This is a genomic window from Prescottella sp. GW823-FHT02E09, from assembly GCF_058797375.1.
In genome coordinates this window covers 540,184-563,207 of sequence record NZ_JBXAJP010000002.1, presented here as the reverse complement: position 1 = coordinate 563,207, position 23,024 = coordinate 540,184, and the positions used below count along the sequence as shown (strand labels likewise).

The 23,024-nt window shown below is 68.7% G+C and carries 26 protein-coding genes; 15 read left to right on the top strand and 11 right to left on the bottom strand.

Going from position 1 to position 23,024, the window contains the following annotated elements:
* Positions 1–38: 38 nt before the first annotated feature.
* From AC1RIF_RS06770 to pspM, 3 genes are all read left to right on the top strand, one after another.
* Complete coding sequence (locus AC1RIF_RS06770; RefSeq protein WP_492600589.1) at positions 39–395, top strand: helix-turn-helix domain-containing protein; 357 nt, start codon at positions 39–41, stop codon at positions 393–395.
* 185 nt (positions 396–580) lie between these two features.
* A complete protein-coding gene (gene pspA, locus AC1RIF_RS06765) occupies positions 581–1,405 on the top strand; it encodes a phage shock protein PspA (protein WP_492600588.1) in 825 nt (274 codons plus the stop codon).
* A gap of 31 nt (positions 1,406–1,436) precedes the next feature.
* The gene (gene pspM, locus AC1RIF_RS06760; RefSeq protein WP_492600587.1) at positions 1,437–2,306 is read left to right on the top strand and encodes a phage shock envelope stress response protein PspM; all 870 of its coding nucleotides are present in this window, start codon (positions 1,437–1,439) and stop codon (positions 2,304–2,306) included.
* Between the two features lies 1 nt (position 2,307).
* On the opposite strand, the gene AC1RIF_RS06755 is transcribed toward pspM, so the two are convergent.
* From AC1RIF_RS06755 to AC1RIF_RS06745, 3 genes are read right to left on the bottom strand one after another with little or no spacing between them, the layout of a single operon-like run.
* Positions 2,308–2,913, bottom strand: a complete 606-nt coding sequence (locus AC1RIF_RS06755; RefSeq protein WP_492600586.1) for an energy-coupling factor transporter transmembrane component T family protein — start codon at positions 2,911–2,913, stop codon at positions 2,308–2,310.
* Entirely contained in the window at positions 2,910–3,590 is a 681-nt protein-coding gene (locus AC1RIF_RS06750) for an energy-coupling factor ABC transporter ATP-binding protein (RefSeq protein WP_492600585.1), read from the bottom strand. The genes AC1RIF_RS06755 and AC1RIF_RS06750 overlap by 4 nt, the downstream gene beginning before the upstream one ends.
* 15 nt (positions 3,591–3,605) lie before the next feature.
* Positions 3,606–4,217, bottom strand: coding sequence for a biotin transporter BioY (locus AC1RIF_RS06745; RefSeq protein ID WP_492600584.1), 612 nt, complete (start codon positions 4,215–4,217; stop codon positions 3,606–3,608).
* Between the two features lie 233 nt (positions 4,218–4,450).
* Here AC1RIF_RS06745 and AC1RIF_RS06740 point away from each other — a divergent pair, with 233 nt between their 5' ends.
* A complete protein-coding gene (locus AC1RIF_RS06740; protein ID WP_492600583.1) occupies positions 4,451–4,627 on the top strand; it encodes a hypothetical protein in 177 nt (58 codons plus the stop codon).
* Here AC1RIF_RS06740 and AC1RIF_RS06735 read toward each other — a convergent pair.
* Entirely contained in the window at positions 4,624–5,505 is an 882-nt protein-coding gene (locus AC1RIF_RS06735; RefSeq protein WP_492600582.1) for a LysR family transcriptional regulator, read from the bottom strand. The two genes, AC1RIF_RS06740 and AC1RIF_RS06735, sit on opposite strands and share 4 nt — an antisense overlap.
* 88 nt (positions 5,506–5,593) lie before the next feature.
* On the opposite strand from AC1RIF_RS06735, the gene AC1RIF_RS06730 reads away from it, so the two are divergent.
* Together AC1RIF_RS06730 and AC1RIF_RS06725 are read left to right on the top strand one after the other, a co-directional pair.
* The gene (locus tag AC1RIF_RS06730; protein ID WP_492600581.1) at positions 5,594–6,814 is read left to right on the top strand and encodes an MFS transporter; all 1,221 of its coding nucleotides are present in this window, start codon (positions 5,594–5,596) and stop codon (positions 6,812–6,814) included.
* A gap of 4 nt (positions 6,815–6,818) precedes the next feature.
* Positions 6,819–7,532, top strand: a complete 714-nt coding sequence (locus AC1RIF_RS06725; RefSeq protein ID WP_492600580.1) for a PIG-L deacetylase family protein — start codon at positions 6,819–6,821, stop codon at positions 7,530–7,532.
* A gap of 3 nt (positions 7,533–7,535) precedes the next feature.
* Here the strand turns inward: AC1RIF_RS06725 and AC1RIF_RS06720 are convergent, their stop codons facing one another.
* Both AC1RIF_RS06720 and AC1RIF_RS06715 read right to left on the bottom strand, forming a co-directional pair.
* On the bottom strand, positions 7,536–8,426 hold the full coding sequence (locus AC1RIF_RS06720) for a diacylglycerol kinase (protein ID WP_492600579.1): 891 nt from the start codon (positions 8,424–8,426) through the stop codon (positions 7,536–7,538).
* Positions 8,423–10,051 (bottom strand): FAD-binding oxidoreductase, encoded by a 1,629-nt coding sequence (locus AC1RIF_RS06715; protein WP_492600578.1) that lies wholly within the window; start codon positions 10,049–10,051, stop codon positions 8,423–8,425. The genes AC1RIF_RS06720 and AC1RIF_RS06715 overlap by 4 nt, the downstream gene beginning before the upstream one ends.
* A 20-nt stretch (positions 10,052–10,071) precedes the next feature.
* Between AC1RIF_RS06715 and AC1RIF_RS06710 the strand changes: the two genes are divergently transcribed.
* The 7 genes from AC1RIF_RS06710 (at position 10,072) to recX (ending at position 16,713) form a co-directional block, all read left to right on the top strand.
* Positions 10,072–10,683, top strand: coding sequence for a TetR/AcrR family transcriptional regulator (locus AC1RIF_RS06710; protein WP_492600577.1), 612 nt, complete (start codon positions 10,072–10,074; stop codon positions 10,681–10,683).
* 27 nt (positions 10,684–10,710) lie between these two features.
* Complete coding sequence (locus tag AC1RIF_RS06705; RefSeq protein WP_492600576.1) at positions 10,711–12,222, top strand: glycerol-3-phosphate dehydrogenase/oxidase; 1,512 nt, start codon at positions 10,711–10,713, stop codon at positions 12,220–12,222.
* Positions 12,223–12,278: 56 nt separating this feature from the next.
* Entirely contained in the window at positions 12,279–13,262 is a 984-nt protein-coding gene (locus AC1RIF_RS06700; protein ID WP_492600575.1) for an LLM class F420-dependent oxidoreductase, read from the top strand.
* Between the two features lie 131 nt (positions 13,263–13,393).
* On the top strand, positions 13,394–14,542 hold the full coding sequence (locus AC1RIF_RS06695; RefSeq protein ID WP_492600574.1) for a glycosyltransferase: 1,149 nt from the start codon (positions 13,394–13,396) through the stop codon (positions 14,540–14,542).
* Between the two features lie 40 nt (positions 14,543–14,582).
* Complete coding sequence (locus tag AC1RIF_RS06690; protein WP_492600573.1) at positions 14,583–14,777, top strand: DUF3046 domain-containing protein; 195 nt, start codon at positions 14,583–14,585, stop codon at positions 14,775–14,777.
* Between the two features lie 179 nt (positions 14,778–14,956).
* Positions 14,957–15,994: a recombinase RecA gene (recA, locus tag AC1RIF_RS06685; RefSeq protein WP_492600572.1), complete on the top strand. Its 1,038-nt coding sequence runs from the start codon at positions 14,957–14,959 to the stop codon at positions 15,992–15,994.
* A 56-nt stretch (positions 15,995–16,050) separates the two neighbouring features.
* Positions 16,051–16,713, top strand: coding sequence for a recombination regulator RecX (recX, locus tag AC1RIF_RS06680; RefSeq protein WP_492600571.1), 663 nt, complete (start codon positions 16,051–16,053; stop codon positions 16,711–16,713).
* Between the two features lie 23 nt (positions 16,714–16,736).
* Here the strand turns inward: recX and AC1RIF_RS06675 are convergent, their stop codons facing one another.
* The 5 genes from AC1RIF_RS06675 to AC1RIF_RS06655 form a co-directional block, all read right to left on the bottom strand.
* Positions 16,737–17,315 (bottom strand): hypothetical protein, encoded by a 579-nt coding sequence (locus tag AC1RIF_RS06675; RefSeq protein WP_492600570.1) that lies wholly within the window; start codon positions 17,313–17,315, stop codon positions 16,737–16,739.
* An 89-nt stretch (positions 17,316–17,404) separates the two neighbouring features.
* On the bottom strand, positions 17,405–18,328 hold the full coding sequence (locus AC1RIF_RS06670) for an amino acid ABC transporter permease (RefSeq protein WP_492600569.1): 924 nt from the start codon (positions 18,326–18,328) through the stop codon (positions 17,405–17,407).
* Positions 18,325–19,008, bottom strand: coding sequence for an amino acid ABC transporter permease (locus tag AC1RIF_RS06665; protein ID WP_114719839.1), 684 nt, complete (start codon positions 19,006–19,008; stop codon positions 18,325–18,327). Before AC1RIF_RS06665 ends, AC1RIF_RS06670 begins: the two co-directional genes overlap by 4 nt.
* 15 nt (positions 19,009–19,023) lie before the next feature.
* Entirely contained in the window at positions 19,024–19,854 is an 831-nt protein-coding gene (locus AC1RIF_RS06660) for a glutamate ABC transporter substrate-binding protein (RefSeq protein WP_492600796.1), read from the bottom strand.
* Between the two features lie 29 nt (positions 19,855–19,883).
* Positions 19,884–20,612, bottom strand: a complete 729-nt coding sequence (locus AC1RIF_RS06655) for an amino acid ABC transporter ATP-binding protein (RefSeq protein WP_492600795.1) — start codon at positions 20,610–20,612, stop codon at positions 19,884–19,886.
* Positions 20,613–20,819: 207 nt separating this feature from the next.
* Between AC1RIF_RS06655 and miaB the strand changes: the two genes are divergently transcribed.
* Complete coding sequence (miaB, locus tag AC1RIF_RS06650) at positions 20,820–22,337, top strand: tRNA (N6-isopentenyl adenosine(37)-C2)-methylthiotransferase MiaB (protein WP_492600568.1); 1,518 nt, start codon at positions 20,820–20,822, stop codon at positions 22,335–22,337.
* Complete coding sequence (locus tag AC1RIF_RS06645; RefSeq protein WP_492600567.1) at positions 22,325–22,954, top strand: Rv2732c family membrane protein; 630 nt, start codon at positions 22,325–22,327, stop codon at positions 22,952–22,954. Before miaB ends, AC1RIF_RS06645 begins: the two co-directional genes overlap by 13 nt.
* Positions 22,955–23,024 lie beyond the last annotated feature (70 nt).

Below are 23,024 nucleotides of genomic sequence, written 5' to 3'. Positions count from 1 at the left end.
GTATTCACGAGCGAGGTGTCGGATGAAGGAGGAGCGAGATGGCGCTGCTATTGCGTGAGGCAATCGGTGACAGTCTTCGGCGCACACGCGTTTCGCAGAGCCGTACCCTGCGCGAGGTGTCGAACAGCGCGCGGGTCAGTCTCGGTTACCTGTCCGAGATCGAGCGTGGCCGCAAGGAGGCGTCGAGCGAGCTGCTCGCGGCCATCTGTGATGCGCTCGAGGTTCCACTCTCCGAGGTGTTGGTCGACGTGAGTGAGACGCTTGCCGTCTCGCCACGTGAGAACGTGGACCGCGGCACCGTGGCGAACGATTCGCAGACGGTGAGCGGTCGCATCGCGCAGGACACGCGTGTCGTGATCCCCGCGCCCACGGCGCGGGCACTGGCTGCGGCGTAGTCGGGTGCCGTCGAACCGCGGAAACCGCTAGATTCAGAACAGAAGATCGAGGAATCGCCGATCGACTCCGGTCGGCGGTTCCGGATCGGACGAGCAGGTAGGGGCAGAGCCCGAGTTCGGTGCGTGACGGTCGCGCATCGGGTCGCGCATCGCGCGGCGCAGCAGATGGAGGCAGGATCACACCCATGGCTAATCCTTTCGTCAAGGGATGGAAGTACCTGATGGCGCTCTTCAATTCCAAGATTGATGAGAAGGCCGACCCCAAGGTTCAGATTCAGCAGGCGATCGAGGACGCGCAGCGTCAGCACCAGGCACTGTCCCAGCAGGCTGCATCGGTGATCGGCAACCAGCGCCAGCTCGAGATGAAGCTCAGCCGCCAGCTCGACGAGGTGGAGAAGCTCAACGCCAACGCGCGGCAGGCCGTCACCCTCGCCGATCAGGCCGCCGCCGCTGGCGACATGGAGAAGGCGACGCAGTACACCAACGCTGCCGAGGCCTTCGCTGCCCAGCTGGTCACCGCCGAACAGGGCGTCGAGGACCTCAAGGCCCTGCACGACCAGTCGCTGCAAGCGGCCACCCAGGCCAAGAAGGCCGTCGAGCAGAACGCGATGACGCTGCAGGCGAAGGTTGCCGAGCGGACCAAGCTGCTCAGCCAGCTCGAGCAGGCGAAGATGCAGGAGCGGGTCAGTGAATCGCTGCGTTCGATGGACAGCACGCTGTCCGCTCCCGGCAACACGCCGAGCCTCGACGCCGTCCGCGACAAGATCGAGCGCCGCTACGCCGACGCTCTGGGCTCCGCCGAGCTGGCCCAGAACTCGGTGCAGGGTCGCATGATGGAGGTCCAGCAGGCCAGCGTGCAAATGGCCGGTCACAGCCGCCTCGAGCAGATCCGCGCATCGATGAAGGGCGACGCCCTGCCCTCCGGTGGTACTGCGGCCGCCCCGGCGAAGCCCGTCGCCGCCCCGGAACCGCCTGCGGCCTCCGCCAACGGCGAGACCCCCGCGCAGTAGAACACCGCGCGACGACTGCGACATCGGTTCGATGAGTAACACACGAGGTGGCCGGTCCGGGCGAAAGTCCCGGCCGGCCAACTCTGTATTCGGAGAGAACACGGGGCTGGCGGCCAGTGCCGCCTCGGCCGTCACCAGTGCGCAGAGCGTCCTGCGAGACGTCGGAGGTAGTGTCGCCGACACGATGCGGCGCTGGTCGGACCCCCGTGAACGCATGCTGCGCAAGCGTCGGCGTGCCCGCAAGCGGGCAACCAGGTTCGGCATCGCCTCGGGCGCGAGCGTCGTGGGTTCGGCATCGCTCGCCGCCGCATCGGCCCCCGACTGGTCGATCGTCGCGACCGGTGGCGCCGCGGCGCTGTTCGTGATTCCGACAGTGCTCGCGGTCGGCACGTACCGGCAACTCACGTCGGTTCCGTTGCCGCCCGCCACCGTCACCCGGCAACCGCTACCACCCGTCGGATCGGCCGCCCGTGCCCCGATCGAACGACTCGCGAACGCGGAGAGCAGCTTGCAGCAGCTCCTGGGCGTGCTGAGCCGATCCGCGATCGTGGACGCGGAGGAGATCGATCACACCGGAGAAACCGCGCGAGCGGCGGCGTCGGCGCTGCGGGCCGTTGCTTCGGACGTCGTCGCGATGGAGAGCGCCGGGCGGGGCACCGCCGCGGCCGCCGCTCATCTCGAGCAGTCCGTGCAGGCCGCCGGACAGCAACTGGATGTCGGCGTCGCGCAGTACGAAGGGCTCGTCACCGCGGCCGCGAAGATGACCGCGCCCGCGCAGTCGTCCTCGTACACCATGCTCGGTCGGCAACGCGAAGAGTTGCTGTCGGCGTCCGATCGGCTCGAAGGCTGGGCCGAGGCGCTCGGCGAGGTCGACGAGATCGACCGTCGATTCCGCCGCTGAATCAGTCGTCCACTCCACGCGCCGCGAGGGCATCGCCCATGGCCTCGGCGGTCATCAGCGCCGACACGACGACGGGCACCGCCAGCGCGCGCAGCGAGAAGCCGAGCCCGCGCGCCTTCCGGGCGTCCGACACCTGCTGCACGATGCCGGTGAGCAGCGGGATGCACCGCAGCGTCATCGCCAGCACCAGCCCGGCGCGCTCGGGATTGACACCCACCCGGCGTAGCGGCCCGAGGGCCCGGCTGATGGTCTCCAGCATGTCGGACACCCGCGTGGTCAGCGTGACCAGCGCGGCCAGCGACACGGCCAGCACGATCGTTCCGCACACGACGACGGCGCGCTCCCAGCCCGTGAAGATCACCTGGAACACGCCGATGAACAGCAGCGCCCACATCAGGGGGCGCAACTGCGCGAGCCCGACCCGTAGCGGGACGCGGGCCACCGCGTACAGGGCTGCGACGACGGCGATCGCGGGCAGCAGTTGCCACGGCTGGCGCATCAGGATCGTCACGGCGACGATCAGGACCACCATCGCGATCAGTTTCGGGCCGGGCGAAAGTCGATGCAGCAGTGAGGAACCGGGGGAGTAGAGGCCGAGCGTCGTCATCCGATCAGCTCGCGGTAGTGCGCGACGGCCTCTCCGGGTGTGCCGTCGGCTGCGACGCCGCCGCGCTCGATGACGATCACCCGGTCGAAGTCGTCGAGCAAGTCCAGATGATGGGTCACGACGATCAACTGCTGGTGCAGGCCCGCCAGCGTCGACCGCATCAGTCGCGCGTTGCGCAGGTCCAGCAGCGTCGTGGGCTCGTCGGCGACCAGGACCTCGGGGTCGGTGACCATGATCGCCGCGAGCGCCAGCAGCTGCTTCTGCCCGCCCGACAGCAGGTGCGTCGGATGGTCCGCGTGGCCGGACAGTCCGAAGTCGGCGAGGACCTGGGCCACCCGGTCGGCCCGCTCGGCCTTGTCCAGTGAACTGCGGCGCAGTGAGAAGGCGATGTCCTCCGACACGGTCGGCATGATGATCTGGTGGTCGGGGTCGGTGAAGACGAACCCCACCTTGCGGCGGACTTGGCGGCCCTTACGGGCGGTGTCGAGGCCGTCGACGGACACGGTGCCGGAGGTGGGGGACACCAGACCGTTGATCATCCGCGCCAGTGTGGACTTGCCGCTGCCGTTGGCGCCGATGATGCCGATCCGCTGCTCGGTGAGCGTCAGATCGATTCCGTCGAGCACGGCGCGCTCACCGTAGGAATGGTGAACCCCGTCGAATCGGATCTCGCTCATCGTGCAGAAGTCGATCTAGGCGGCGTCGGCCCGCACCGCAGCGGCGGGGAAGGGACGAGCGGCCAGCGCGGGGTACGCGCGGTGGACCTGAGCGGCGACGACCGCGGCGACGACCGCCTTGATGACGTCACCCGGAAGGTACGTGAGGTTCGCGGCGAACGCGCCGGACACCGTGAGGTCCGTCTTGAGCAGCATGCCGGGGATGCCGAACGCGTACAGCACCACGATGCCGCCGATCACGTTGACCGCGATGCCGCCGAAGACGTTGTACTTGGGCAGCATCTTGTAGCTGAGCCATCCGATGACGGCAGCCGCGGGCAGCCAGCCGATCAGGAAGCCCGCCGTGGGGCTCGCGAGGGACACCAGCGTGGTCCGGCCGCCGGCGAGGACCGGCAGTGCCAGACCCAGGACGATCACCGTCAGCACCGACAGCGTGCCCTTGCGGGGGCCGAGCAGGGCGCCGGCGAGCATGACGCCGAGGGTCTGCAGCGTGATCGGCACCGCCGAGCCGCCGACGTTGATCGTGCCGGGCAGACCCAGCGCCACGATGAGGGCTGCGAAGACCGCGATCTGTGCCAGATCGCGAGCGGTGTTGCGGGGAGTGCTCGTGGGGGATGTCTGCGACACGGCTATCGACTACTCCTCGTGGTGTTCGCGAACGGGACGGATCGGGTCCAACCCGCCGAGCTTATGTCAACCCGCCGGTCCCGACGTATTCCAGCCCGGTCGGCGGCCTCAGGGTGATCACCCATCTTTCCCTGATCTTGCCGCTGAGCTGGTGATTTCCGATTCGGCACATGCAACCATCGAGGTACCGCGCTCGTAGGATCGTCGGTAGAGGACCAAGCAGGAGGCACATCGTGTTCTGGAAGATCGTCGGCATCGTGGCGCTGGTGTGGATCGCGTTCATGGTGGTCGGAGCGCTGGTGAAGGGGCTGTTCTGGATCCTGGCGGTGAGCGCGATCGTGTTCGGGCTCTACATGCTGTTCAAGGCGATGTCGGGGTCGTCCGAGCGCTCCGGAAACTCGAGGCTCTAGCCGCCCGCGAGATGCCGGTCGACGACGTCGGCGAAGGCGCGGCCCGCCGGCGTGACCAGCGTCGCCTTGCTGATCATGTGCACTGTGCGGATCGGGGCGTCGGCGATCCGCAGCATGTGCAGTCCGGGACGGGTGACGGCGTCGGACTCGGGAAGGAACCCGACCCCGACGCCCGACTCGGTCAGTGCGGCGACGAGCGTCGCCGATCCGGCCTGGGCGACGACGGTGCGTGGCAGGCCCGCCATGGCGAAGGCGTCGTCGCTCTGACGGCGCGCCCCGGTGCCCTCCGGGAAGTCGACGGTCGGTACGCCGGCGAGGTCGAGCAGGGTGACCGCGGTGCGTGACGTCCACGGATGATCCGGCCCGACGACGGCGACGAGCTGTTCGGTGCCGAGCACGCGGGCCGTCAGCCCGGCGCGGGGCCGGGTGTGCCACAGCCCGATGAATCCGAGGTCGAGTTCGCCGGCGTCGACCTGCTCGACGATCGATTCGCTCATTGACGACACGACGTGCACGTCGACGCCGGGGTTCGCATCCAGAAATGTCCGGACGAGTGCGGCGAGGTCGATCTGGGTGAGGGTCGTGATGGTGCCGATCCGCAGGGTGCCGGTGACCGCACGCCCGGTGCCGGCGACTGCGCCACGGAGTCGTTCGGCCGCCGCGAGCACCTCGCGGGCGTGGAGCACGAAGGCTTCGCCGGCCGCGGTCAGTTCGACCCTGCGACTCGTCCGGGTGAAGAGGGCGGTGCCGAGTTCGCGTTCGAGTTGCTGCACCTGGTGGCTGAGCGCCGACTGGGCGACGTGCATCCGCGCCGCGGCGCGAGTGAAGTGTCGTTCCTCCGCGACCGCGAGCGCGTACCGCAGCTGTCGTAGTTCCATACCGCCTCCAGAAGCATCGTGATCGGCGATCGATTCGATCTGATTCAGATGTTAGACAGATGGTTAGTCGGGGCAAAGAATTACCCGCGTGAGTGTCACCGAATCCCGAACCCCGACGCGTCCGGCGCTGTCGCCGGGTCTGCTGCTCGTCATGGCCGTCGCCACCGGACTGTGTGTGGGCGGCAACTACTTCAACCAGCCGCTGCTGGACTCGATCGCGTCCGCCCTCGACGTGGATCAGTCGACGGCCGCAGTGACGGTCACTGTGTCGCAGGTGTTCTACGGACTCGGGCTGTTGTTCCTGGTGCCGCTGGGCGACCTGTGGGACCGGCGCGTACTGAGCGTCGGGCTGATGGTGCTCGCCGCCGTCGGCCAGGGCGTCTGCGGGTTCGCGCCGTCGATCGGGTGGCTCATGGTGGGCACCGCGATGGCGGGCCTGTTCTCGGTCGCGGCGCAGGTGCTCGTGCCGTTCGCCGCGCAGCTGGCGGAACCGGGGCGCGCCGCGACCGCGGTCGGCACCGTGATGAGCGGTCTCATGGTCGGGATCCTGTTGGCCCGCAGTGTCGCCGGACTGCTCACTCCCATGGGGGGTTGGCAGACCGTGTACCGCGTCAGCGCGGTCGCGATGCTGCTGATCGCCGCGGTGCTGTGGCGGGCGCTGCCGCCCTCACGGGATCGGCACGGACTGGGCTACGGCGCGATTCTCGCGTCCATGGGTGCACTCCTGCGCGATCAGCCCCGCCTGCGCACGGCGACGGCAATGAGCGCACTCAGCTTCGCCGCGGCGAGCACGGTCTTCGCGGCGATGGCGTTCGTGCTCGCGGCCGAGCCGTTCGGCCTCGACGATGTCGCTATCGGACTCGTCGGGCTCGCCGGAGTCGCGGGTGCGGTGATGGCGAACGTCGCCGGACGCCTCGCGGATCGCGGGCTCGCGCGGGCGACGGCCGGCGTGGGGGCGGTAGTGCTGCTCGCGTCGTGGGCACTGTTCGGGCTCGGCAGCACCAGCCTGCTCGCGTTCGTGCTCGCGGTCCTGATCTCGGACGTCGCACTCAAGTGTGTGCACGTGAGCAATCAGGGCGTCATCTATGCGCTTGCGCCGCAGGCGCGTTCACGGGTGACGGCGGTGTACATGACCGGATACTTCGTCGGCGGAGCGGCCGGTTCCGCGTTGGGTTCGTTGCTGTGGGCGACGCACGGGTGGGCCGGAGTGTGCTGGGCGGGAGCCGTGCTGTCGCTCGCCGTTCTCGCGGTGTGGTGGCTCGATCTGCGGATTTCGGGGCGCGCGACCGCGCCGGTCGGGGCATGCTGACGTCATGGAGCCGATACCGGAGGACTGGCAGCGGGGGTTGGTGATCGCCGCCCACCCCGACGACATCGAATACGGCGCTGCGGCGGCCGTCGCCCGATGGACGGACCAGGGCAAGGACATCAGGTACGTCCTGGTGACCAGTGGTGAGGCGGGGATCGCCGGCCTGCACCCCCAGCGATGCGCGCCGTTGCGCGAAGAGGAGGAGCGACGCTCCGCCGCGATCGTGGGCGTGTCACAGGTGGAGTTCATGGGATATCCCGACGGCCGGCTCGAGCACGGGCTGGACCTGCGCAAGGACCTGGCCCGGGTGATCCGGATGCACTGCCCGGAGATGGTCGTGACGATGAACCACCGCGAGACGTGGGGGCCGGGCTTCCTCAACAGCGCCGACCACCGGGCCGTCGGGCTCAGCGTCCTCGACGCCGTCGCCGACGCCGCGAACGAGTGGATCTTCCCAGAACTCACCGAACCGCCGTGGGCGGGCGTGCGGTGGGCCGCCGTGAACGTGATGCTCGGAACCACGCACGCGGTCGACGTCACCGGTACCGTCGAGCGCGCCGTCGAATCGCTGTGCGAGCACCACGCCTATCTCGAGGCGCTCAGCGACGAACCCGTGCTGGACCAGGCGGCCCGGCAGATCGAGATGTCCACCGGGCCCAAGCCTGGATTCGACGCCGAACGTGCCGTCGGATTCGAGTTGTACGTCTTCGGCGGCTGATCCTCAGAAGAGTGGGGCGCCGACGATCACCCGTCCCGCGCCTGGGACGGCCTCGATGTCGATCGGCAGCTGCCCGACGAACTCGCCGTCGGCGTACGAGGTGACGGGGACACCGGTCTCGAGTCGGAGAGTGCGTGTCCGGAACGTCTGCACCTCGTCGAGTTCGACATGTGTGCCCTTGTAGACGGTGGGGAACAGCCGCACCAGCTTGAACCGGCCGCCCGACTTCACCACCGTGACGTCGAGGAGGCCGTCGTCGAGCTTCGCGTTCGGTGTGATGAGCATGCCGCCGCCGTAGGAGGTGCCGTTGCCGACCGAGACCATCGTCGCGTCGAGTTCGACGGTGCGGTCGTCGAGGACGATCCGGTAGGGGATCGGCTTCAGTTGTGCCAGTTCCACCACCATCGCGAGGTTGTAGCGCATCGGGCCCTTGGGCCACCGCATCCGGTTGGCGCGATCGGTGACGAGGGCGTCGAATCCGCTCGACAGCACGGTGCCGAACCAGCGGTCGCCGGCCCGCGCGAGGTCGACGGTGGCGATCTCGCCCGCGGCGATGATGTCCGCGGCCGCCACCGGGTCGTCGACCGGGATGTGGAACAGCCGCGCGTGGTCGTTACCGGTGCCGCCGGGAACGATGCCCAGCGGAGTCCCGGTCTGCGCCAGCGCCTGCCACGCGATGCTGACCAGGCCGTCGCCGCCGGCGGCGACCAGTGCGTCGGTGCCCTCGGCGACGGCCTTGCGTGCCAACTCCAGCGCCTCGGCCGGGGACCGGCCCTCGATCTCGGTGACCGTGACGTCGCGTTCCCGCAGCCGGGCCACGGCGGCGGCCGACGCCCACGGGGCGTGGCCGCTGCCCGCGGCGGGATTGGTCAGGACCGTGACCGATTTCGTCATGGGATGAGCTTGCCAGGGTTGAGGATTCCGGCGGGGTCGATTGCGTCCTTGACCGCCCGCAGGACGCGCGCACCCAGCGGGCCGACCTCGGTCTCCATCCACGGCCGGTGGTCGCGGCCCACCGCGTGGTGGTGGGTGATGGTGCCGCCCGCGGCCATGATCGCGTCGCCCGCGGCGCGCTTGGCGACGGCCCACTGCGCCAGTGGGTCGTCGGCCTGCGCGCACACCACGGTGAAGTACAGCGATGCGCCGGTGGGGTAGGTGTGCGAGATGTGGCACATCACGAGGGCGTTGGTGCCCTGTGCGGCAAGCGATTCGGTGAGTGCGGTGGTGACCGCGGTGCGCAGGTTCGCGAGATTGGACCAGCGCGTGGCGGTTTCGAGGGTCTCGGCGATCGCGCCGGCGTTCAGTAGCGCGTCCCGCAGGTACGGGGCGTCGAAGCGGCCGTGCTCCCACGACTGTGCCGGGCCCTCGCCCAGCGCCGTGCCACCGGACGCGGCGAGCAGCGCCGTCGCCTCCGCGTAGCGGGCCTCGACGTGGGCGTCGGTGCCCTCGAAGGTGGTGATGGCGAGGCAGCCCGCGGTCGGGCTGTCGCCGCCGATGTCCCCGGCCAGCGCCAGGTTGATGCCGGTCTCGGCCTCGTCGGACAGGCGCATCACGGTGGGCGCGGACCCGGACTGCACGACCGCGCGCAGTGCGGCCGCGCCGGTCTCGAAGTCGGGGAACGACCAGGCCTGGTAGGCGGTGCGTTCGGGAACAGGATGCACGCGCAGGCCCACCTCGGTGATGATGCCGAGGGTGCCCTCGGAGCCGACGAACAGCTCCCGCAGGTCAGGGCCGGCCGCCGAGGCCGGACCGCGCCCGAGGTCGAGGGTTCCGGACGGGGTCGCGACGCGCAGCCACTCGACCATGTCGTCGAAGCGGCCGTATCCGGCGGACGCCTGACCCGACGACCGGGTCGCGGCGAATCCGCCGATCGTGGCGAACTGGAAGCTCTGCGGGAAGTGGCCGAGCGAGAACCCGTGCTCGCCCAGGACCTGCTCGGCTTGCGGGCCGGTCAGTCCGGCCTGCAGCGTCGCGACCCCGGACACCGGATCCAGGTCGGTGAGTGCGTTGAGGCGCTGCAGGTCGAGGGCGACGACGGAGGGGAACCGTCCGCGAGCGGGGTCGACGCCGCCGACGACGCTGGTGCCACCGCCGAACGGGACCACCGCGACACCCTCCGCGGCGCAGAACCGCAGCAGTGCCAGCACCTCGTCGTGCGAGCCTGGCAGCAGCACCGCGTCGGGAGCGTCCTGCGGGTCGGTGGCCTTGCGGCGCAGCAGATCCGGGGTGCTCTTGCCGCCGGCGTGCCGCAGTCGGGACGCGGTGTCGGTGCGGACGTGATCGGCGCCGAGAAGCTCGCGGAGAGCCGCGACGAGGGCGTCGCCGAGGGTGCTCTCGCACAGGGTCACCTCGGACTCGGTGGGCGGCGCCGCCTGTTCGACTGAGACGCCGAGTGCCTGCTGCAGCAGGCTCGTGATCTGCGGTGACAGGTGTCGGCGGGACTCGGCGACACCCCAGGCGTCCCACTCCATGGTGGGCGCCGCGGTGGCGGGGACTTCGGGCACGAAGGCATCGGACATGCGTTACAGTGTTACACACGATGTCTATCTGTAACGAAGTTTCCGGATCCGCCGGAGAGTCTCCGAGTGTCGACGACCAGATCCTCGACGCGGCGCGCTCGTGTGTGCTCGAGTTCGGGATCCGGCGGACGACGCTCGCCGAGGTCGCCCGTCGTGCCGGCGTGAGCCGGCCCACCGTGTACCGGCGCTGGCCGGACACCAGGGCGGTCGTCGCCGACCTGCTGACCCGCGAGATCCGCACGGCGATCCCCGTCATGAGCGGTGACGCCCCCGCGCGCGTCCAGCTCGTGCAGGCCGTTGTCGACGTCGCGACGGAGATGCGCGACCACCCCCTGTTCGTGAAGATCCTGCGATCCGACCCGGACATGCTCATGACGTACGTCGTCGACCGGCTCGGGACGAGTCAGCGGGCCATCGTCGAGGTGGTCGCCGCCGCCATCGCCGCCGGGCAGCACGACGGCTCGATCCGCACCGCAGATCCGGTGCACATGGCGACGATGGTCCTGCTGACCGTCCAGTCGGCGGTTCAGTCGGCGCGGATGGCGGCCGAACTACTGCCCGCGCCCGCTCTCGTCGACGAACTGCGTGTCGCCGTCGACTCCTACCTCGCGCCCGCCCGGTGCTCTGACTGACCACCGACCCCACTTCCAGGAGGAACAGTGCAGGACAATGCGAAGTCCGCGCTCAACGCACAGCGCCGCAGTCGGGACCTGTCCGACCTCGGGGACGACGGCGTCGTCGACGTCCTGGTGATCGGTGGCGGCATCACCGGTGTCGGCACGGCATTGGATGCCGCGTCGCGCGGCCTGCGTACGGTGCTGGTCGACAAGCACGACCTCGCGTTCGGGACCAGCCGGTGGAGTTCGAAGCTGGCGCACGGTGGCCTGCGGTACCTGGCGTCCGGCAACGTCGGGATCGCGCGGGAGAGTGCCGTCGAGCGCGGGATCCTCATGATGCGCACGGCGCCGCACCTCGTGCGCGCCCTGCCGCAGCTGGTGCCGTTGCTCCCGTCGGTCGGCTTCTTCGAGAAGTCGCTGGTCCGGACCGGATTCCTGGCCGGCGACGCACTGCGGGTCACCGCCCGTACGCCGGCGTCGGTGCTGCCGCGGTCACGTCGGGTCGATGCCGAGCGCGCCGCGCAACTCGCACCCGCCGTCCGCCGCGAGGGCCTGCGGGGCGGACTCCTGGCCTTCGACGGACAGCTGATCGACGATGCCCGACTCGTCGTGGCGCTCGCCCGGACCGCAGCCGCCCACGGCGCGACGATCCTGACCCGGGTCGGTGCCTACGACGTGACCGGCGAGTCGGCACGTCTGCGGGACGAGATCACCGGTGAGGAGTTGACGATCCGCGCCCGGTCCGTCGTCAATGCGGCGGGTGTATGGGCCGGACAGGTGGACCCGGACATCCGGCTCAAGCCCAGCCGCGGCACGCACCTGGTGCTCCCCGCCGAGTTGCTCGGCAATCCCACCGCAGCGCTCACCGTCCCCATTCCGGGCGAGACCAACCGGTTCGTGTTCGCGCTGCCCGCCCAGTTGGGTCGCGTGTACCTGGGCCTCACCGACGAGGCCGTCGACGGCCCGCTGCCGGACGTCCCGACCGCCTCCGACGGCGAGATCGACTTCCTGCTCGACACCGTCAACACCGCGCTGGCGACCCCGCTCACGCGCGCCGACGTCCTCGGCACGTACGCGGGACTGCGACCGCTGCTCGACAGCGGCGAGGGGAAGACCGCGGACCTGTCCCGCAACCATGCGGTACTGCGCTCGTCGAACGGCGTCGTCAGCGTGGTCGGCGGCAAGCTGACCACCTACCGGAAGATGGCACAGGACGCCGTCGACGCGGCCGTCGCCGCGGGCGGGCTGACGGCGCGGTCGTGCGTGACGACCGACCTGTCGGCCGTCGGGGCCGCCCCCGCCGCACCCCGCAACCTGCCGCCGGCGCTGGTCGCCCGGTACGGCAGCGAGGCGGGACTGGTGGCGGAGGCGGGCGCGCTCACGCCGATCGCCGAGGGGATCGACGTCACGCACGCCGAACTGGCGTTCGCGGTGAGCCACGAGGGCGCGCTCGACGTCGACGACCTGCTGGACCGTCGTACCCGGATCGGGCTGGTTCCGGCGGATCGGGAGCGGGCGCTGCCGGCCGCGGAGGAGGCGTTGGCCCGCGGCTGATCGCGGCGCGAACGAACCAGCGCGCGAATATCGTTGCGGGGGTAGCGTCGAATGACATGAGTATTCGACTGGGCTACCAGATTCCGAATTTCAGTTACTCGACTCCCGTGCGCGACCTGTTTCCGACTGTCATCGCCCAAGCTCGCGAGGCGGAGGCGGCCGGATTCGACGCCGTGTTCGTGATGGACCACTTCTACCAGCTGCCGGGGATCGGCGAGCCGGACGAGCCCATGCTCGAGGCGTACACGGCGCTCGCCGGTATCGCGACGGCCACCGACTCGATCCAGTTGTCCGCACTGGTCACCGGCAACACGTACCGGAATCCGGCGATGCTCGCGAAGACGGTGTCCACGCTCGACGTCGTCAGCGGCGGCCGGGCGGTCCTCGGCATCGGCGCCGGCTGGTTCGAGCTCGAACACCAGCAGCTCGGATTCGAGTTCGGCACGTTCACCGACCGGTTCGAGCGGCTCGCGGAGGCGCTCGCGATCATCAAGCCGATGCTGCACGGCGACCGGCCCACCTTCGAGGGCAAGTGGTACCGCGTCGAGAACGCGATCAACGAGCCGCGCCTGCGCGACGATCTGCCGATCATGCTCGGCGGCGGTGGAGAGAAGAAGACGTTCGGGCTCGCGGCCCGCTACGCCGACCACCTCAACATCATCGCGAACGCGACCGAACTGCCGCGCAAGCTCGAGGCCCTCGCCCAGCGCTGCGAGGAGGTCGGCCGCGATCCGAAGACGCTCGAGACGAGCTTCCTCGCGTTCGTGATGCTCGACGAGGACGGCGACAGGGCTCGCGAGATGCAGCGCGAGTTCCTGCTCTCGCGCGGCGTGGACCTGTCGGCGCTGTCGGTGGCCGAGCGCGCTGTCGCGACGGATCGTCAGTTCGTCGGCAGTCCGGACGAGGTGGCCGAGCAGATCAAGACCCGGGTCCTCGATGTGGGCGTCGACGGCGTGATCGTCAACCTGGTCGCCAACGGGCACCAGCCGGGCATCGTCGAGTTGGTCGGTCGGACTCTGGGGCCGATCGTCCGCGGCTGACCACGAGCGGACCGCCGCTCGGGTTTCGGTCGCGTCGCGCCCCCGATCGGCGGTGCGGCGCGACGACAACCGTCGCGGCACGGAACCGCTGACGGTGCTGCAGCGAGCGCGGGGTGTGGCACCCTGAGCGGATGCGAGTAGCTGTCGTCGCCGGACCGGAGGCCGGTCATGCCGTCCCGGCATTGGCGCTGTGTCGGAAATTCGTTGCCGCGGGGGACGATCCGGTGTTCTTCTCCGCGGGACGGTGGCTCGACGTCGCGCGCGACATCGGGATCGAGGCGCGCAAGCTCGGTGGTCTCGCGCCGCGTGCGTCCGATGACGACTCCGACTCCGGATCGAAGATCCACGGTCGGGCCGCGCACGTCTCGACGGCTCTGCTGCCCGACATGCGTGCCCTCGCCCCCGATCTCGTGGTGTCCGACATCATCACCGTCGGCGGCGGCATGGCGGCCGAACGGCTCGGGGTGCCGTGGGTGGAGCTGTCGCCGCATCCGCTGTACCTGCCGTCGAAGGGTCTGCCGCCCATAGGGTCGGGCATGGCACCCGGCACCGGAGTCGGGGGCCGCCTCCGGGACGTGCTGCTGCGTGCCGCGACCGCGCCGTCGATCAGGAAGGGGCGGGTCCAACGCAGTGAGGCGCGGGTGAGTGTCGGTCTGCCCTCCCGGGATCCGGGCCCGGCGGCGCGGTTGATCGCGACCCTGCCGGCGCTCGAGGTGCCGCGCCCGGACTGGCCGTCGAACGCTCATGTCGTCGGCCCGCTGGTGTGGGAGCCCGCCGACAACGTGCTCGACCCGCCGCCGGGTGACGGTCCGCTCGTGGTGCTGGCGCCGTCCACCGCCTCGACGGGGGCCGGCGGCATGCTCGACACGGCGATCCGGGCGCTCGACGGGCTCGGTGTGCGGATGCTCGTGACCCTGTTCGAACAGCCGGACGTCGACCTGCCCGACTGGGTACGGGCCGGATACGGGCGGCAGGACGAGATGCTGCGGAACGCGTCCGCGCTGATCTGCGGTGCGGGCCACGGTGTGCTCGCGAAAGGACTCCTCGCCGGGGTGCCCACCGTGACCGTCCCCGGGGGCGGTGACCAGTGGGAGGTCGCGAACCGCGTCGCCCGCGCCGGTCTCGGGGTGATGATCCGTCCGCTCGAGGTCGCCACGCTGCGTGACGGGGTGCGGACGGTCCTGGGGGACCCGGCCTACGCCGCCGCCGCGCGGCGGGCGGCGGGCGGGATCGCGGACGTCGCGGACCCGGTCGACGTGTGCCGTGCGGCGGCGACGTGAGCGTCGTGGCCGCCCGCCCGATTCCGCTACGGTGGCACATGTGCGACTGACCGAATTCCATGATCTCGTCCGGGAAGAGTTCGGACAGGTACGAGGCGACTCGCTGCTGGTCGACCACGTCATTCTCAGCCTGGGCGGGAAGACCGCTGTCGACGCCATCGAGTCCGGCGAGGACCCGCGCGTCGTGTGGCGCGCGTTGTGTGACGAGTTCGACGTTCCCCCGCAGCGCAGGTAGGGCGGCACCGCGCCGGTGATTGACTCGAACAGATGTTCGCTTATGCTGGGATCATCCGTTGTCGTCCACACGTTGCGGCTGAGTGCGGCGGTTCGGACAGTTCGAGCCGGCGAAGTTGTCGGTACCGGGCTCTAACCTGATCCCAGATCGCTGGACGAGACTTCGAAAAGGGGACCACGATGGCACCACAGGCACACGATCGCGACAAGGCGCTCGAGCTGGCTCTGGCACAGATCGACAAGAGCTTCGGCAAGGGCTCGGTGATGCGTCTGGGCGAGGAAGCTCATCAGCCCATCGCCGTGATCCCCACCGGATCGATCGCGCTGGACGTTGCGCTGGGTATCGGCGGTCTGCCCCGCGGCCGCGTCGTCGAGATCTACGGTCCGGAGTCCTCGGGTAAGACGACCGTCGCCCTCCATGCAGTGGCGAACGCGCAGGCAGCAGGTGGCATCGCAGCCTTCATCGACGCCGAGCACGCGCTCGATCCGGAGTACGCCCGCAAGCTCGGTGTCGACACCGACGCTCTGCTGGTCTCGCAGCCCGACACCGGTGAGCAGGCCCTCGAGATCGCGGACATGCTGATCCGTTCCGGCGCTCTCGACATCATCGTCGTCGACTCGGTGGCCGCGCTGGTGCCGCGCGCCGAGATCGAGGGCGAGATGGGCGACAGCCATGTCGGTCTGCAGGCGCGACTGATGAGCCAGGCGCTGCGCAAGATGACCGGTGCCCTCAACAACTCGGGCACCACGGCGATCTTCATCAACCAGCTGCGCGAGAAGATCGGTGTGATGTTCGGCTCGCCCGAGACCACGACCGGTGGTAAAGCGCTCAAGTTCTACTCCTCGGTTCGCCTCGACGTCCGCCGTATCGAGACGCTCAAGGACGGCACCGACGCGGTCGGTAACCGCACCCGCGTCAAGGTCGTCAAGAACAAGGTGTCGCCGCCGTTCAAGCAGGCCGAGTTCGACATCCTCTACGGCCAGGGCATCAGCAAGGAAGGCTCGCTGATCGACATGGGCGTCGAGCACGGGTTCATCCGTAAGTCCGGGTCCTGGTACACGTACGAGGGTGATCAGCTGGGCCAGGGCAAGGAGAACGCCCGTAAGTTCTTGCTCGAGAACACCGATATCCGCGACGAGATCGAGAAGAAGATCAAGGAGAAGCTCGGTATCGGTGCGGTCGTGACCGACGACGGTGCCGAGTCGGCCGACTTCTAGGCCCACGACGATCGTCTCCGGCCCGGTCGGTAAGGGCCGGAGACGAATCCTCAGCCATGAGCGATGACAACAGTCACGACGACAACAGTCATTACGACCGGTACGGCAGCGACGACGTCACCACCGGCCGGCGTCGTACCTCGAACCGTGGGCGCGGCCGGCCCGTCGGCGAGAACGGAGAACCGTTCGAACTGAAGGGCAGTCCGGAGACGCTCGCGGCCCGGGCGAAGGACGTGTGTCTGCGGTTGCTGACCGACCGGGCCCGCAGCCGCGCGGAGCTCGACCAGAAGCTCGCGCAGAAGGGCTACCCGCGGGCGGTGATCGACACGGTCCTCGACCGGCTGGTCGAGGTCGGACTCATCGACGACGCCGCCTTCGCGGAACAGTGGGTGCATTCGCGGCACACCTACTCCGGTCGTGGCCGCCGCGCGCTCGCGACCGAACTGCGCCGCAAGGGAATCGACGACAGCACGTCGAACGAGGCGCTGTCGCAGATCAGTGCCGACGACGAGCGTGAGCGGGCCGCCGAGTTGGTGCGCAAGAAGCTCCTACGAACGACGTCATCAGACATCGCCGACCGCGACGACCGGGAAAAGTTGATGCGCCGACTGGTCGGCATGCTTGCGCGCCGCGGGTATCCGGCAGGCCTGTCGTTCGCGGTCGTCAAGGCTGAGTTGGCAGACCTGGGGGCGGACACCGACGAGCTTCCGGAGGACTGAGATCTCGACGGGGACCGTGCCGGTCAGTGCCTACGACGCGCCTTCCTGCCGTATCCGCTGGTCAGCCAGGCGCCCCTCAGTTTCATCAATACACCGAGGCCGATGCCCCATCCCAGCACGGAGAGCCCCAGCCCTACTCCTTCCTGGCTGGTGACCATCCGGCTGGCGTCGACGGCGAATGCGGTCGTGAATCCCGCCGTCGTACCCGTGGCGGCGGCGAGACCACCCGCCTTCGTCCAACGCGACAGGTGAGCGGTGCCGAAACACGCCAGCACCACTGTGGCGCCGCACGCCATCACTTGCCAGGTCGGGAACTGGGTCGGTGCGGGCAGTGCCGGTCCGCGGAACTCGCCGACGGAGTCGGCCGACCAACTGAGCCAGCCCGCGCAGGACAGGAATCCCAGTACGAACGCGACCAGTCCGGTCGCCCACAGCCCCAGCGGGCCGCTGCCCGCGTGCGGGGGGATCGAGCCATCGAGTTCGGACCGCTCCGATCGCCAGGCAGACCGGACGATGTACGCACCGAACAGGCTGGGCACACCCACGAAGATGAAGACGTTCCACAGGAACTGATTCCAGGAGAAGTCGAAGCCGGCGGCCATGCCTGGAGTATGCGACAGTTCGGGGCCGAAACCCGAAGGGCTCGCGGAGGATCGGAATCCTCTGCGAGCCCTTCGGGTGCTCGTGTCGATCAGCGCGGCGGCCGCGACTGCACGGTCTCGCTGAAGTCGTCGATGCCGGGGGCGCCGTCGAGCTCGTTGGTGTCGAGCGGCACGATGGCCGGGCGGGTGCCCTTCTTGCCGCCGCTGCGGAGTCGCTTCTCGAGCCACGTCGCGAAGGAGGTGAGCGCGAAGTTGATGATCACCATGATCACGCCGACCACGACCAGGGCGGCGAAGAAGTTGCGGTAGTACGACGCCGCCTGCTGCCCGCTGCGGATCAGCTCGATGTAGCCGATCTGGTAGCCGAGCGCCGAGTCCTTCAGCGCAACCACCATCTGCGACACCAGGGCCGGCAGCATCGTCGTGACCGCCTGCGGCAGCAGGACCATCCGCATCATCTGGCCTTTGCGCATGCCGAGCGCCGATGCGGCCTCGGTCTGGCCCTTCGGCAGCGACAGGATGCCGGCCCGCAGGATCTCGGCGATGACCGAGCCGTTGTACAGGGTCAGACCCACCACGACCGCGGCCAGCGCCAGCTGGTTCGACGGGAACACGCCGTACTGGGCGAACGCCTGGTAGGCGAAGATCATCAGGATCAGCACCGGGATGGCGCGGAAGAACTCCACGATCGCGCCGCAGATCCAGCGGACCCAGCGGTGATCGGAGAGTCGGCCGATGCCGAGGACCGCGCCGAGGATCAGCGCGAACACGATCGACAGGGATGCCGCGAGCAGCGTGCCCTTCAGGCCCGGCAGCAGGTAGGTGGTCCACGTGAAGTGGTCCAGGAACGGCGACCACTTGTCGGCCTCGAGTTGGCCGTTGTCGGCCAGCACGTTCAGCACGTACAGCGCGATCGCGACCAGGACGATGCCGAAGGCGATCGCGATCAGCCGGTTCCGTACCCGGGCCCGAGGCCCCGGGATGTCGAAGAGAACGCTCGACTGCTGGGTCATCGCTTCACCGCCAAACGCTTGCCGAGGTAACCGAACAGGAAGCCGACCGGCAGCGTCAGAATCATGAATCCGATCGCGAAGATCGCGAACACGAGGAACAGTTTGTCGGCCTCGTTCTCGATCATCGTCTTCATGAGCAGCGACGCCTCGGCCACACCGATGGCCGAAGCGATCGTGGTGTTCTTCGTCAACGCGATCAGCACACTGCCCAGAGGGGCGATGACCGCGCGGAACGCCTGCGGCAACACGATCATCCGAACGCTCTGCGTGAACGTCAGGCCCAGGGAGCGGGCCGCCTCGGCCTGGCCGAGCGGAACGGTGTTGATGCCCGACCGGAGCGACTCGCACACGAAAGCGGCCGTGTAGACGACGAATCCGAGCACAGCGAGCCGGAAGTTGTTCTGATCGATGAACTTCGGGGAATCCTCGGGGGCGAAGTACACACCCAGGTTCTGGTAGAGGCCCACCGAGCAGAACACGATGATGAGTGTGAGGGGTGTGTTCCGGAAGATGTTGACGTACCAGGTCGCGAAGATCCGGAGGATCGGCACGGGGGAGACGCGCATCGCGGCGAGGAGCGTTCCCCAGATCAGGGCGCCGAGCGCCGACCAGAAGGTGAGTTGTACCGTCGTCCAGAACGCGCTGACGAGCTGATCACCGTAAGTATCGAGTAGTCCCATTTCACCTCCTCCGCATCAGTACCGGTCGACGGTCGGCGGCGCCGGAAGCGCGTAGCCGGACTCGCCCATGGTGTCCTCGAGCGCCCGCTGCCAGGCCCCGGTCGCGATCATGTCCTCGATCGCGTCGTTGATCTTCATCCGTGCTTTCGTATCGCCCTTGGGTAGACCGACTCCGTAGGGCTCGGTGGTGAACGGCTCGCCGGCGAGCTTGAACTCGCCGGGGTACTGGGCGGAGTATCCGGCCAGGATGATGTCGTCCGTGGTGAGAGCGTCGACCTTGCCGCGGTGCAACGCCTCGACACACGACGAGTAGCTGTCGAACTGCTGCAGCTGCACGCCCGGATACGACTTCTTGATCTTCTGCGCCGGGGTGGAGCCCGACACCGAGCAGAGCTTCTTGCCGCCCTCGAGGGATTCGGCCCCGGTGATGGTGTCGTCGTCGGCGCGGACCAGGAGCGACTGCCCGGCGATGTAGTACGGACCGGCGAAGTCGACGACCTTCTTGCGGTTGTCGGTGATCGAGTACGTGCCGACCACGAAGTCGACCTCACCGTTCTTGATCAAGTTCTCTCGCTGCGCCGACGGCGCCTCGCGCCACGTGATGCCGCTCTCGGGGACACCCAGGTAGTTCGCGATGTACTTGGCGACCTCGACGTCGAAACCGCTCATCGTCTTGTCCGGCTCGCGCAGCGCAAGTCCGGGCTGGTCGTACTTGGTGCCGATGGTGAGGTGCCCGTCGGCGGCGTCGGCGAGCACGTCCCGCGGCTCGCTGCTGCCGCACGCCGAGGCCGTCAACACGACCGCGGTGAGGGCGGCGACGACCGACAGGACGCGGGAGGATCTGATTCGTCTCATGGTGTTTCCTCCGCCCCGGCTCAGTGCCCGAGGATCTTGCCGAGGAAGTCCTTGGCGCGGTCCGACTTCGGCGCGGTGAAGAACGTGTCCGGGTCGGTGTCCTCGATGATCGCACCGTCGGCCATGAAGATGATCCGGTCGGCGGCCTTGCGGGCGAACCCCATCTCGTGGGTCACGACGATCATCGTCATGCCCTCCTTGGCGAGGTTCACCATGACGTCGAGGACCTCGTTGACCATCTCGGGGTCGAGCGCGGACGTCGGTTCGTCGAACAGCATGACCTTGGGGTCCATCGCGAGCGAACGGGCGATGGCCACGCGCTGCTGCTGTCCGCCGGAAAGCTGGGCGGGGTACTTGTCGGCCTGGGAGTCGATGCCGACACGTTCGAGGAGCGCGTGGGCACGCTCCTTCGCTTCGGTCTTGTCGATCTTGCGGACCTTGACCGGCGCCAGCATCACATTCTCGAGCACCGTCTTGTGTGCGAAGAGGTTGAAGCTCTGGAACACCATTCCGACGTCCGAACGGAGCCGAGCGAGAGCGCGGCCCTCCGCCGGGACCGGCACGCCGTCGATCGTGATAGCACCCCGATCGATGGGCTCGAGGCGGTTGATGGTCCGGCAGAGCGTCGACTTGCCCGACCCGGACGGACCCAGCATCACGACCACTTGGCCGGCGGGGATCTCCAGGTCGATGTCCTTCAGGACATGCAGGTCGCCGTAGTGCTTGTTGACCCCGTTCATGGAGATCATCGATCGAGTTCCGGGAGCCGCTCCGGTGGTCTCAGGCTGCGTCATAACGCGTAACCCTATATGGACTGTTTGCGTACTCGCTGGTCTAGAGCGTCTCGATCTTGAACGATCGCGTATCGATCTTGAACGATACAGTCTCGACCGTCGGTGTCGGTGGACCAATGTGGCCCCGACAGGCGGTTTTGCGCGGGGCCGTACCCTGGACACGTGGAGACGATCGACCAGAACGCCGGGCGCAGTTACGAGGTCCGCACGTACGGCTGTCAGATGAACGTGCACGACTCCGAGCGGCTCTCGGGCCTGCTCGAGGATGCGGGCTATTCGAAGGCTGCGCCGGGGGAGCAGGCGGACCTGGTGGTCTTCAACACGTGTGCGGTGCGCGAGAACGCCGACAACAAGTTGTACGGCAACCTCAGTCATCTTGCTCCGGTCAAGGAGGAGCGCCCCGGGATGCAGATCGCCGTCGGCGGCTGCCTCGCGCAGAAGGACCGCGACACGGTGGTGAAGAAGGCCCCGTGGGTCGACGTCGTGTTCGGTACCCACAACATCGGTTCGCTGCCGGCGCTGCTCGAGCGGGCCCGCCACAACGAGAAGGCCGAGGTCGAGATCCTCGAATCGCTCGAGGCGTTCCCCTCGACGCTGCCGGCCAAGCGTGAGTCCGCCTACGCGGGCTGGGTGTCGATCTCCGTCGGCTGCAACAACACCTGCACCTTCTGTATCGTGCCCGCCCTGCGCGGCAAGGAGGTCGACCGGCGCCCCGGCGACATCCTCGCCGAGGTGCAGGCCCTCGTGAACGAGGGCGTCCTCGAGGTGACGCTGCTCGGACAGAACGTCAACTCGTACGGCGTCTCGTTCGCCGACCGCGACATCCCGCGGGACCGTGGCGCCTTCGCGAAGCTGTTGAGTGCGTGCGGGCAGATCGAGGGACTCGAGCGGGTCCGGTTCACGTCACCGCACCCGGCCGAGTTCACCGACGACGTCATCGAGGCGATGGCGACCACCCCCAACGTGTGCCCGCAGTTGCACATGCCGCTGCAGTCCGGTTCGGACCGGGTCCTCAAGGCGATGCGCCGCTCGTACCGCAGCGCCAAGTTCCTCGGCATCATCGAGAAGGTTCGTGCCGCGATGCCGCATGCCGCGATCACGACCGACATCATCGTCGGCTTCCCGGGTGAGACCGAGGAGGATTTCCAGGCGACCCTCGACGTCGTCCGGCAGGCGCGGTTCACGAGCGCGTTCACGTTCCAGTACTCCAAGCGCCCCGGCACCCCGGCCGCCGAGATGGACGGTCAGTTGCCGAAAGCCGTTGTCCAGGAACGCTACGAGCGGCTGATCGCGCTGCAGGAGGAGATCACCCTCGACGAGAATCGCAAGCTCGTCGGCACCGAGGTGGAACTGCTGGTGACCGCGGGCGACGGACGCAAGAACGCCGAGACCGCGCGCATGAGCGGACGCGCGCGCGACGGTCGCCTGGTGCACTTCCGGCCCGAGGGCAACCTCGACGGCGACCTGCGCCCCGGTGACGTCATCACCGTCGTCGTGACCGGTGCTGCTCCGCACCACCTGGTCGCGGACGACCTCGTCCTCACCCACCGGCGCACCCGCGCCGGCGACTCGTTCGACCGAGGGGTCACGCCGAAGACCCCGCCGATCGGTGTCGGGTTGGGGCTGCCGCAGGTCGGCGCCCCCGCACCGCTGCCAGCACAGATGGGATGCAACGCATGAGCACCTCGGACAGCGGCGACGCTTCCGGTAGCGAGAACCGACCGGACGGCGACGTCCCGGGCGTTCCGGATCCGATGGAGGAGTACCAGAAGGACTTCGAGGCCGCCGAGAAGAAGGTCGCGGGGGAGATCGACCCCGGCATGCGCGCGGTGGTCGTGGCCGTGTGCGTGCTGGTGCTGCTGCTGTCGTTCACGCTGCCGCACACCGGATCCGTCAACGGCTGGGACGTACTCGTCGGCAACCAGGACGCGATCGACGAGAACATCAAGCTGCCGTCGCGCATCTTCGTGTGGATGGCGCTCGTGTTCGGCGGCGTCTTCTCCATCCTGGCGCTCGTGACCCGCCGGTGGGTGCTGGCGTGGATCGCGTTGGCGGGCACCGCTGTTTCGGCGGTGTTCGGCATGCTCGCGATCTGGTCGCGGCAGACTCTCCCGGCGACGGAGGCCTCGAGTTCGGGTCCGGGGTTCGGACTCGTGCTGGGCTGGATCGCGGTCATCGTGCTGACGTTCCACTGGATCAAGGTGGTGTGGAGTCGGACCGCGGTGCAGTTGGCTGCCGAGGAGGCCCGCCGCAACGCCGCGAGTGAGGATCCGGCCCGCGAGGACTGGCAGAACTGAGTTCGGGCGACCGAGTTCGCCCGAGACGCGAGTGAGGGGTGGGGGGGGGGGGGGGGGGGGGGGGCCAGCC

What these genes read in the sequence shown, in the direction of transcription:
- AC1RIF_RS06770 (WP_492600589.1), top strand. Translation starts at nt 39, where the DNA reads ATGGCGCTGCTATTGCGTGAGGCAATCGGTGACAGTCTTCGGCGCACA.
- pspA (WP_492600588.1), top strand. Translation starts at nt 581, where the DNA reads ATGGCTAATCCTTTCGTCAAGGGATGGAAGTACCTGATGGCGCTCTTC.
- pspM (WP_492600587.1), top strand. Translation starts at nt 1,437, where the DNA reads ATGAGTAACACACGAGGTGGCCGGTCCGGGCGAAAGTCCCGGCCGGCC.
- AC1RIF_RS06755 (WP_492600586.1), bottom strand. Translation starts at nt 2,913, where the DNA reads ATGACGACGCTCGGCCTCTACTCCCCCGGTTCCTCACTGCTGCATCGA.
- AC1RIF_RS06750 (WP_492600585.1), bottom strand. Translation starts at nt 3,590, where the DNA reads ATGAGCGAGATCCGATTCGACGGGGTTCACCATTCCTACGGTGAGCGC.
- AC1RIF_RS06735 (WP_492600582.1), bottom strand. Translation starts at nt 5,505, where the DNA reads ATGGAACTACGACAGCTGCGGTACGCGCTCGCGGTCGCGGAGGAACGA.
- AC1RIF_RS06725 (WP_492600580.1), top strand. Translation starts at nt 6,819, where the DNA reads ATGGAGCCGATACCGGAGGACTGGCAGCGGGGGTTGGTGATCGCCGCC.
- AC1RIF_RS06720 (WP_492600579.1), bottom strand. Translation starts at nt 8,426, where the DNA reads ATGACGAAATCGGTCACGGTCCTGACCAATCCCGCCGCGGGCAGCGGC.
- AC1RIF_RS06715 (WP_492600578.1), bottom strand. Translation starts at nt 10,051, where the DNA reads ATGTCCGATGCCTTCGTGCCCGAAGTCCCCGCCACCGCGGCGCCCACC.
- AC1RIF_RS06710 (WP_492600577.1), top strand. Translation starts at nt 10,072, where the DNA reads ATGTCTATCTGTAACGAAGTTTCCGGATCCGCCGGAGAGTCTCCGAGT.
- AC1RIF_RS06700 (WP_492600575.1), top strand. Translation starts at nt 12,279, where the DNA reads ATGAGTATTCGACTGGGCTACCAGATTCCGAATTTCAGTTACTCGACT.
- AC1RIF_RS06695 (WP_492600574.1), top strand. Translation starts at nt 13,394, where the DNA reads ATGCGAGTAGCTGTCGTCGCCGGACCGGAGGCCGGTCATGCCGTCCCG.
- recA (WP_492600572.1), top strand. Translation starts at nt 14,957, where the DNA reads ATGGCACCACAGGCACACGATCGCGACAAGGCGCTCGAGCTGGCTCTG.
- recX (WP_492600571.1), top strand. Translation starts at nt 16,051, where the DNA reads ATGAGCGATGACAACAGTCACGACGACAACAGTCATTACGACCGGTAC.
- AC1RIF_RS06675 (WP_492600570.1), bottom strand. Translation starts at nt 17,315, where the DNA reads ATGGCCGCCGGCTTCGACTTCTCCTGGAATCAGTTCCTGTGGAACGTC.
- AC1RIF_RS06670 (WP_492600569.1), bottom strand. Translation starts at nt 18,328, where the DNA reads ATGACCCAGCAGTCGAGCGTTCTCTTCGACATCCCGGGGCCTCGGGCC.
- AC1RIF_RS06665 (WP_114719839.1), bottom strand. Translation starts at nt 19,008, where the DNA reads ATGGGACTACTCGATACTTACGGTGATCAGCTCGTCAGCGCGTTCTGG.
- AC1RIF_RS06655 (WP_492600795.1), bottom strand. Translation starts at nt 20,612, where the DNA reads ATGATCTCCATGAACGGGGTCAACAAGCACTACGGCGACCTGCATGTC.
- AC1RIF_RS06645 (WP_492600567.1), top strand. Translation starts at nt 22,325, where the DNA reads ATGCAACGCATGAGCACCTCGGACAGCGGCGACGCTTCCGGTAGCGAG.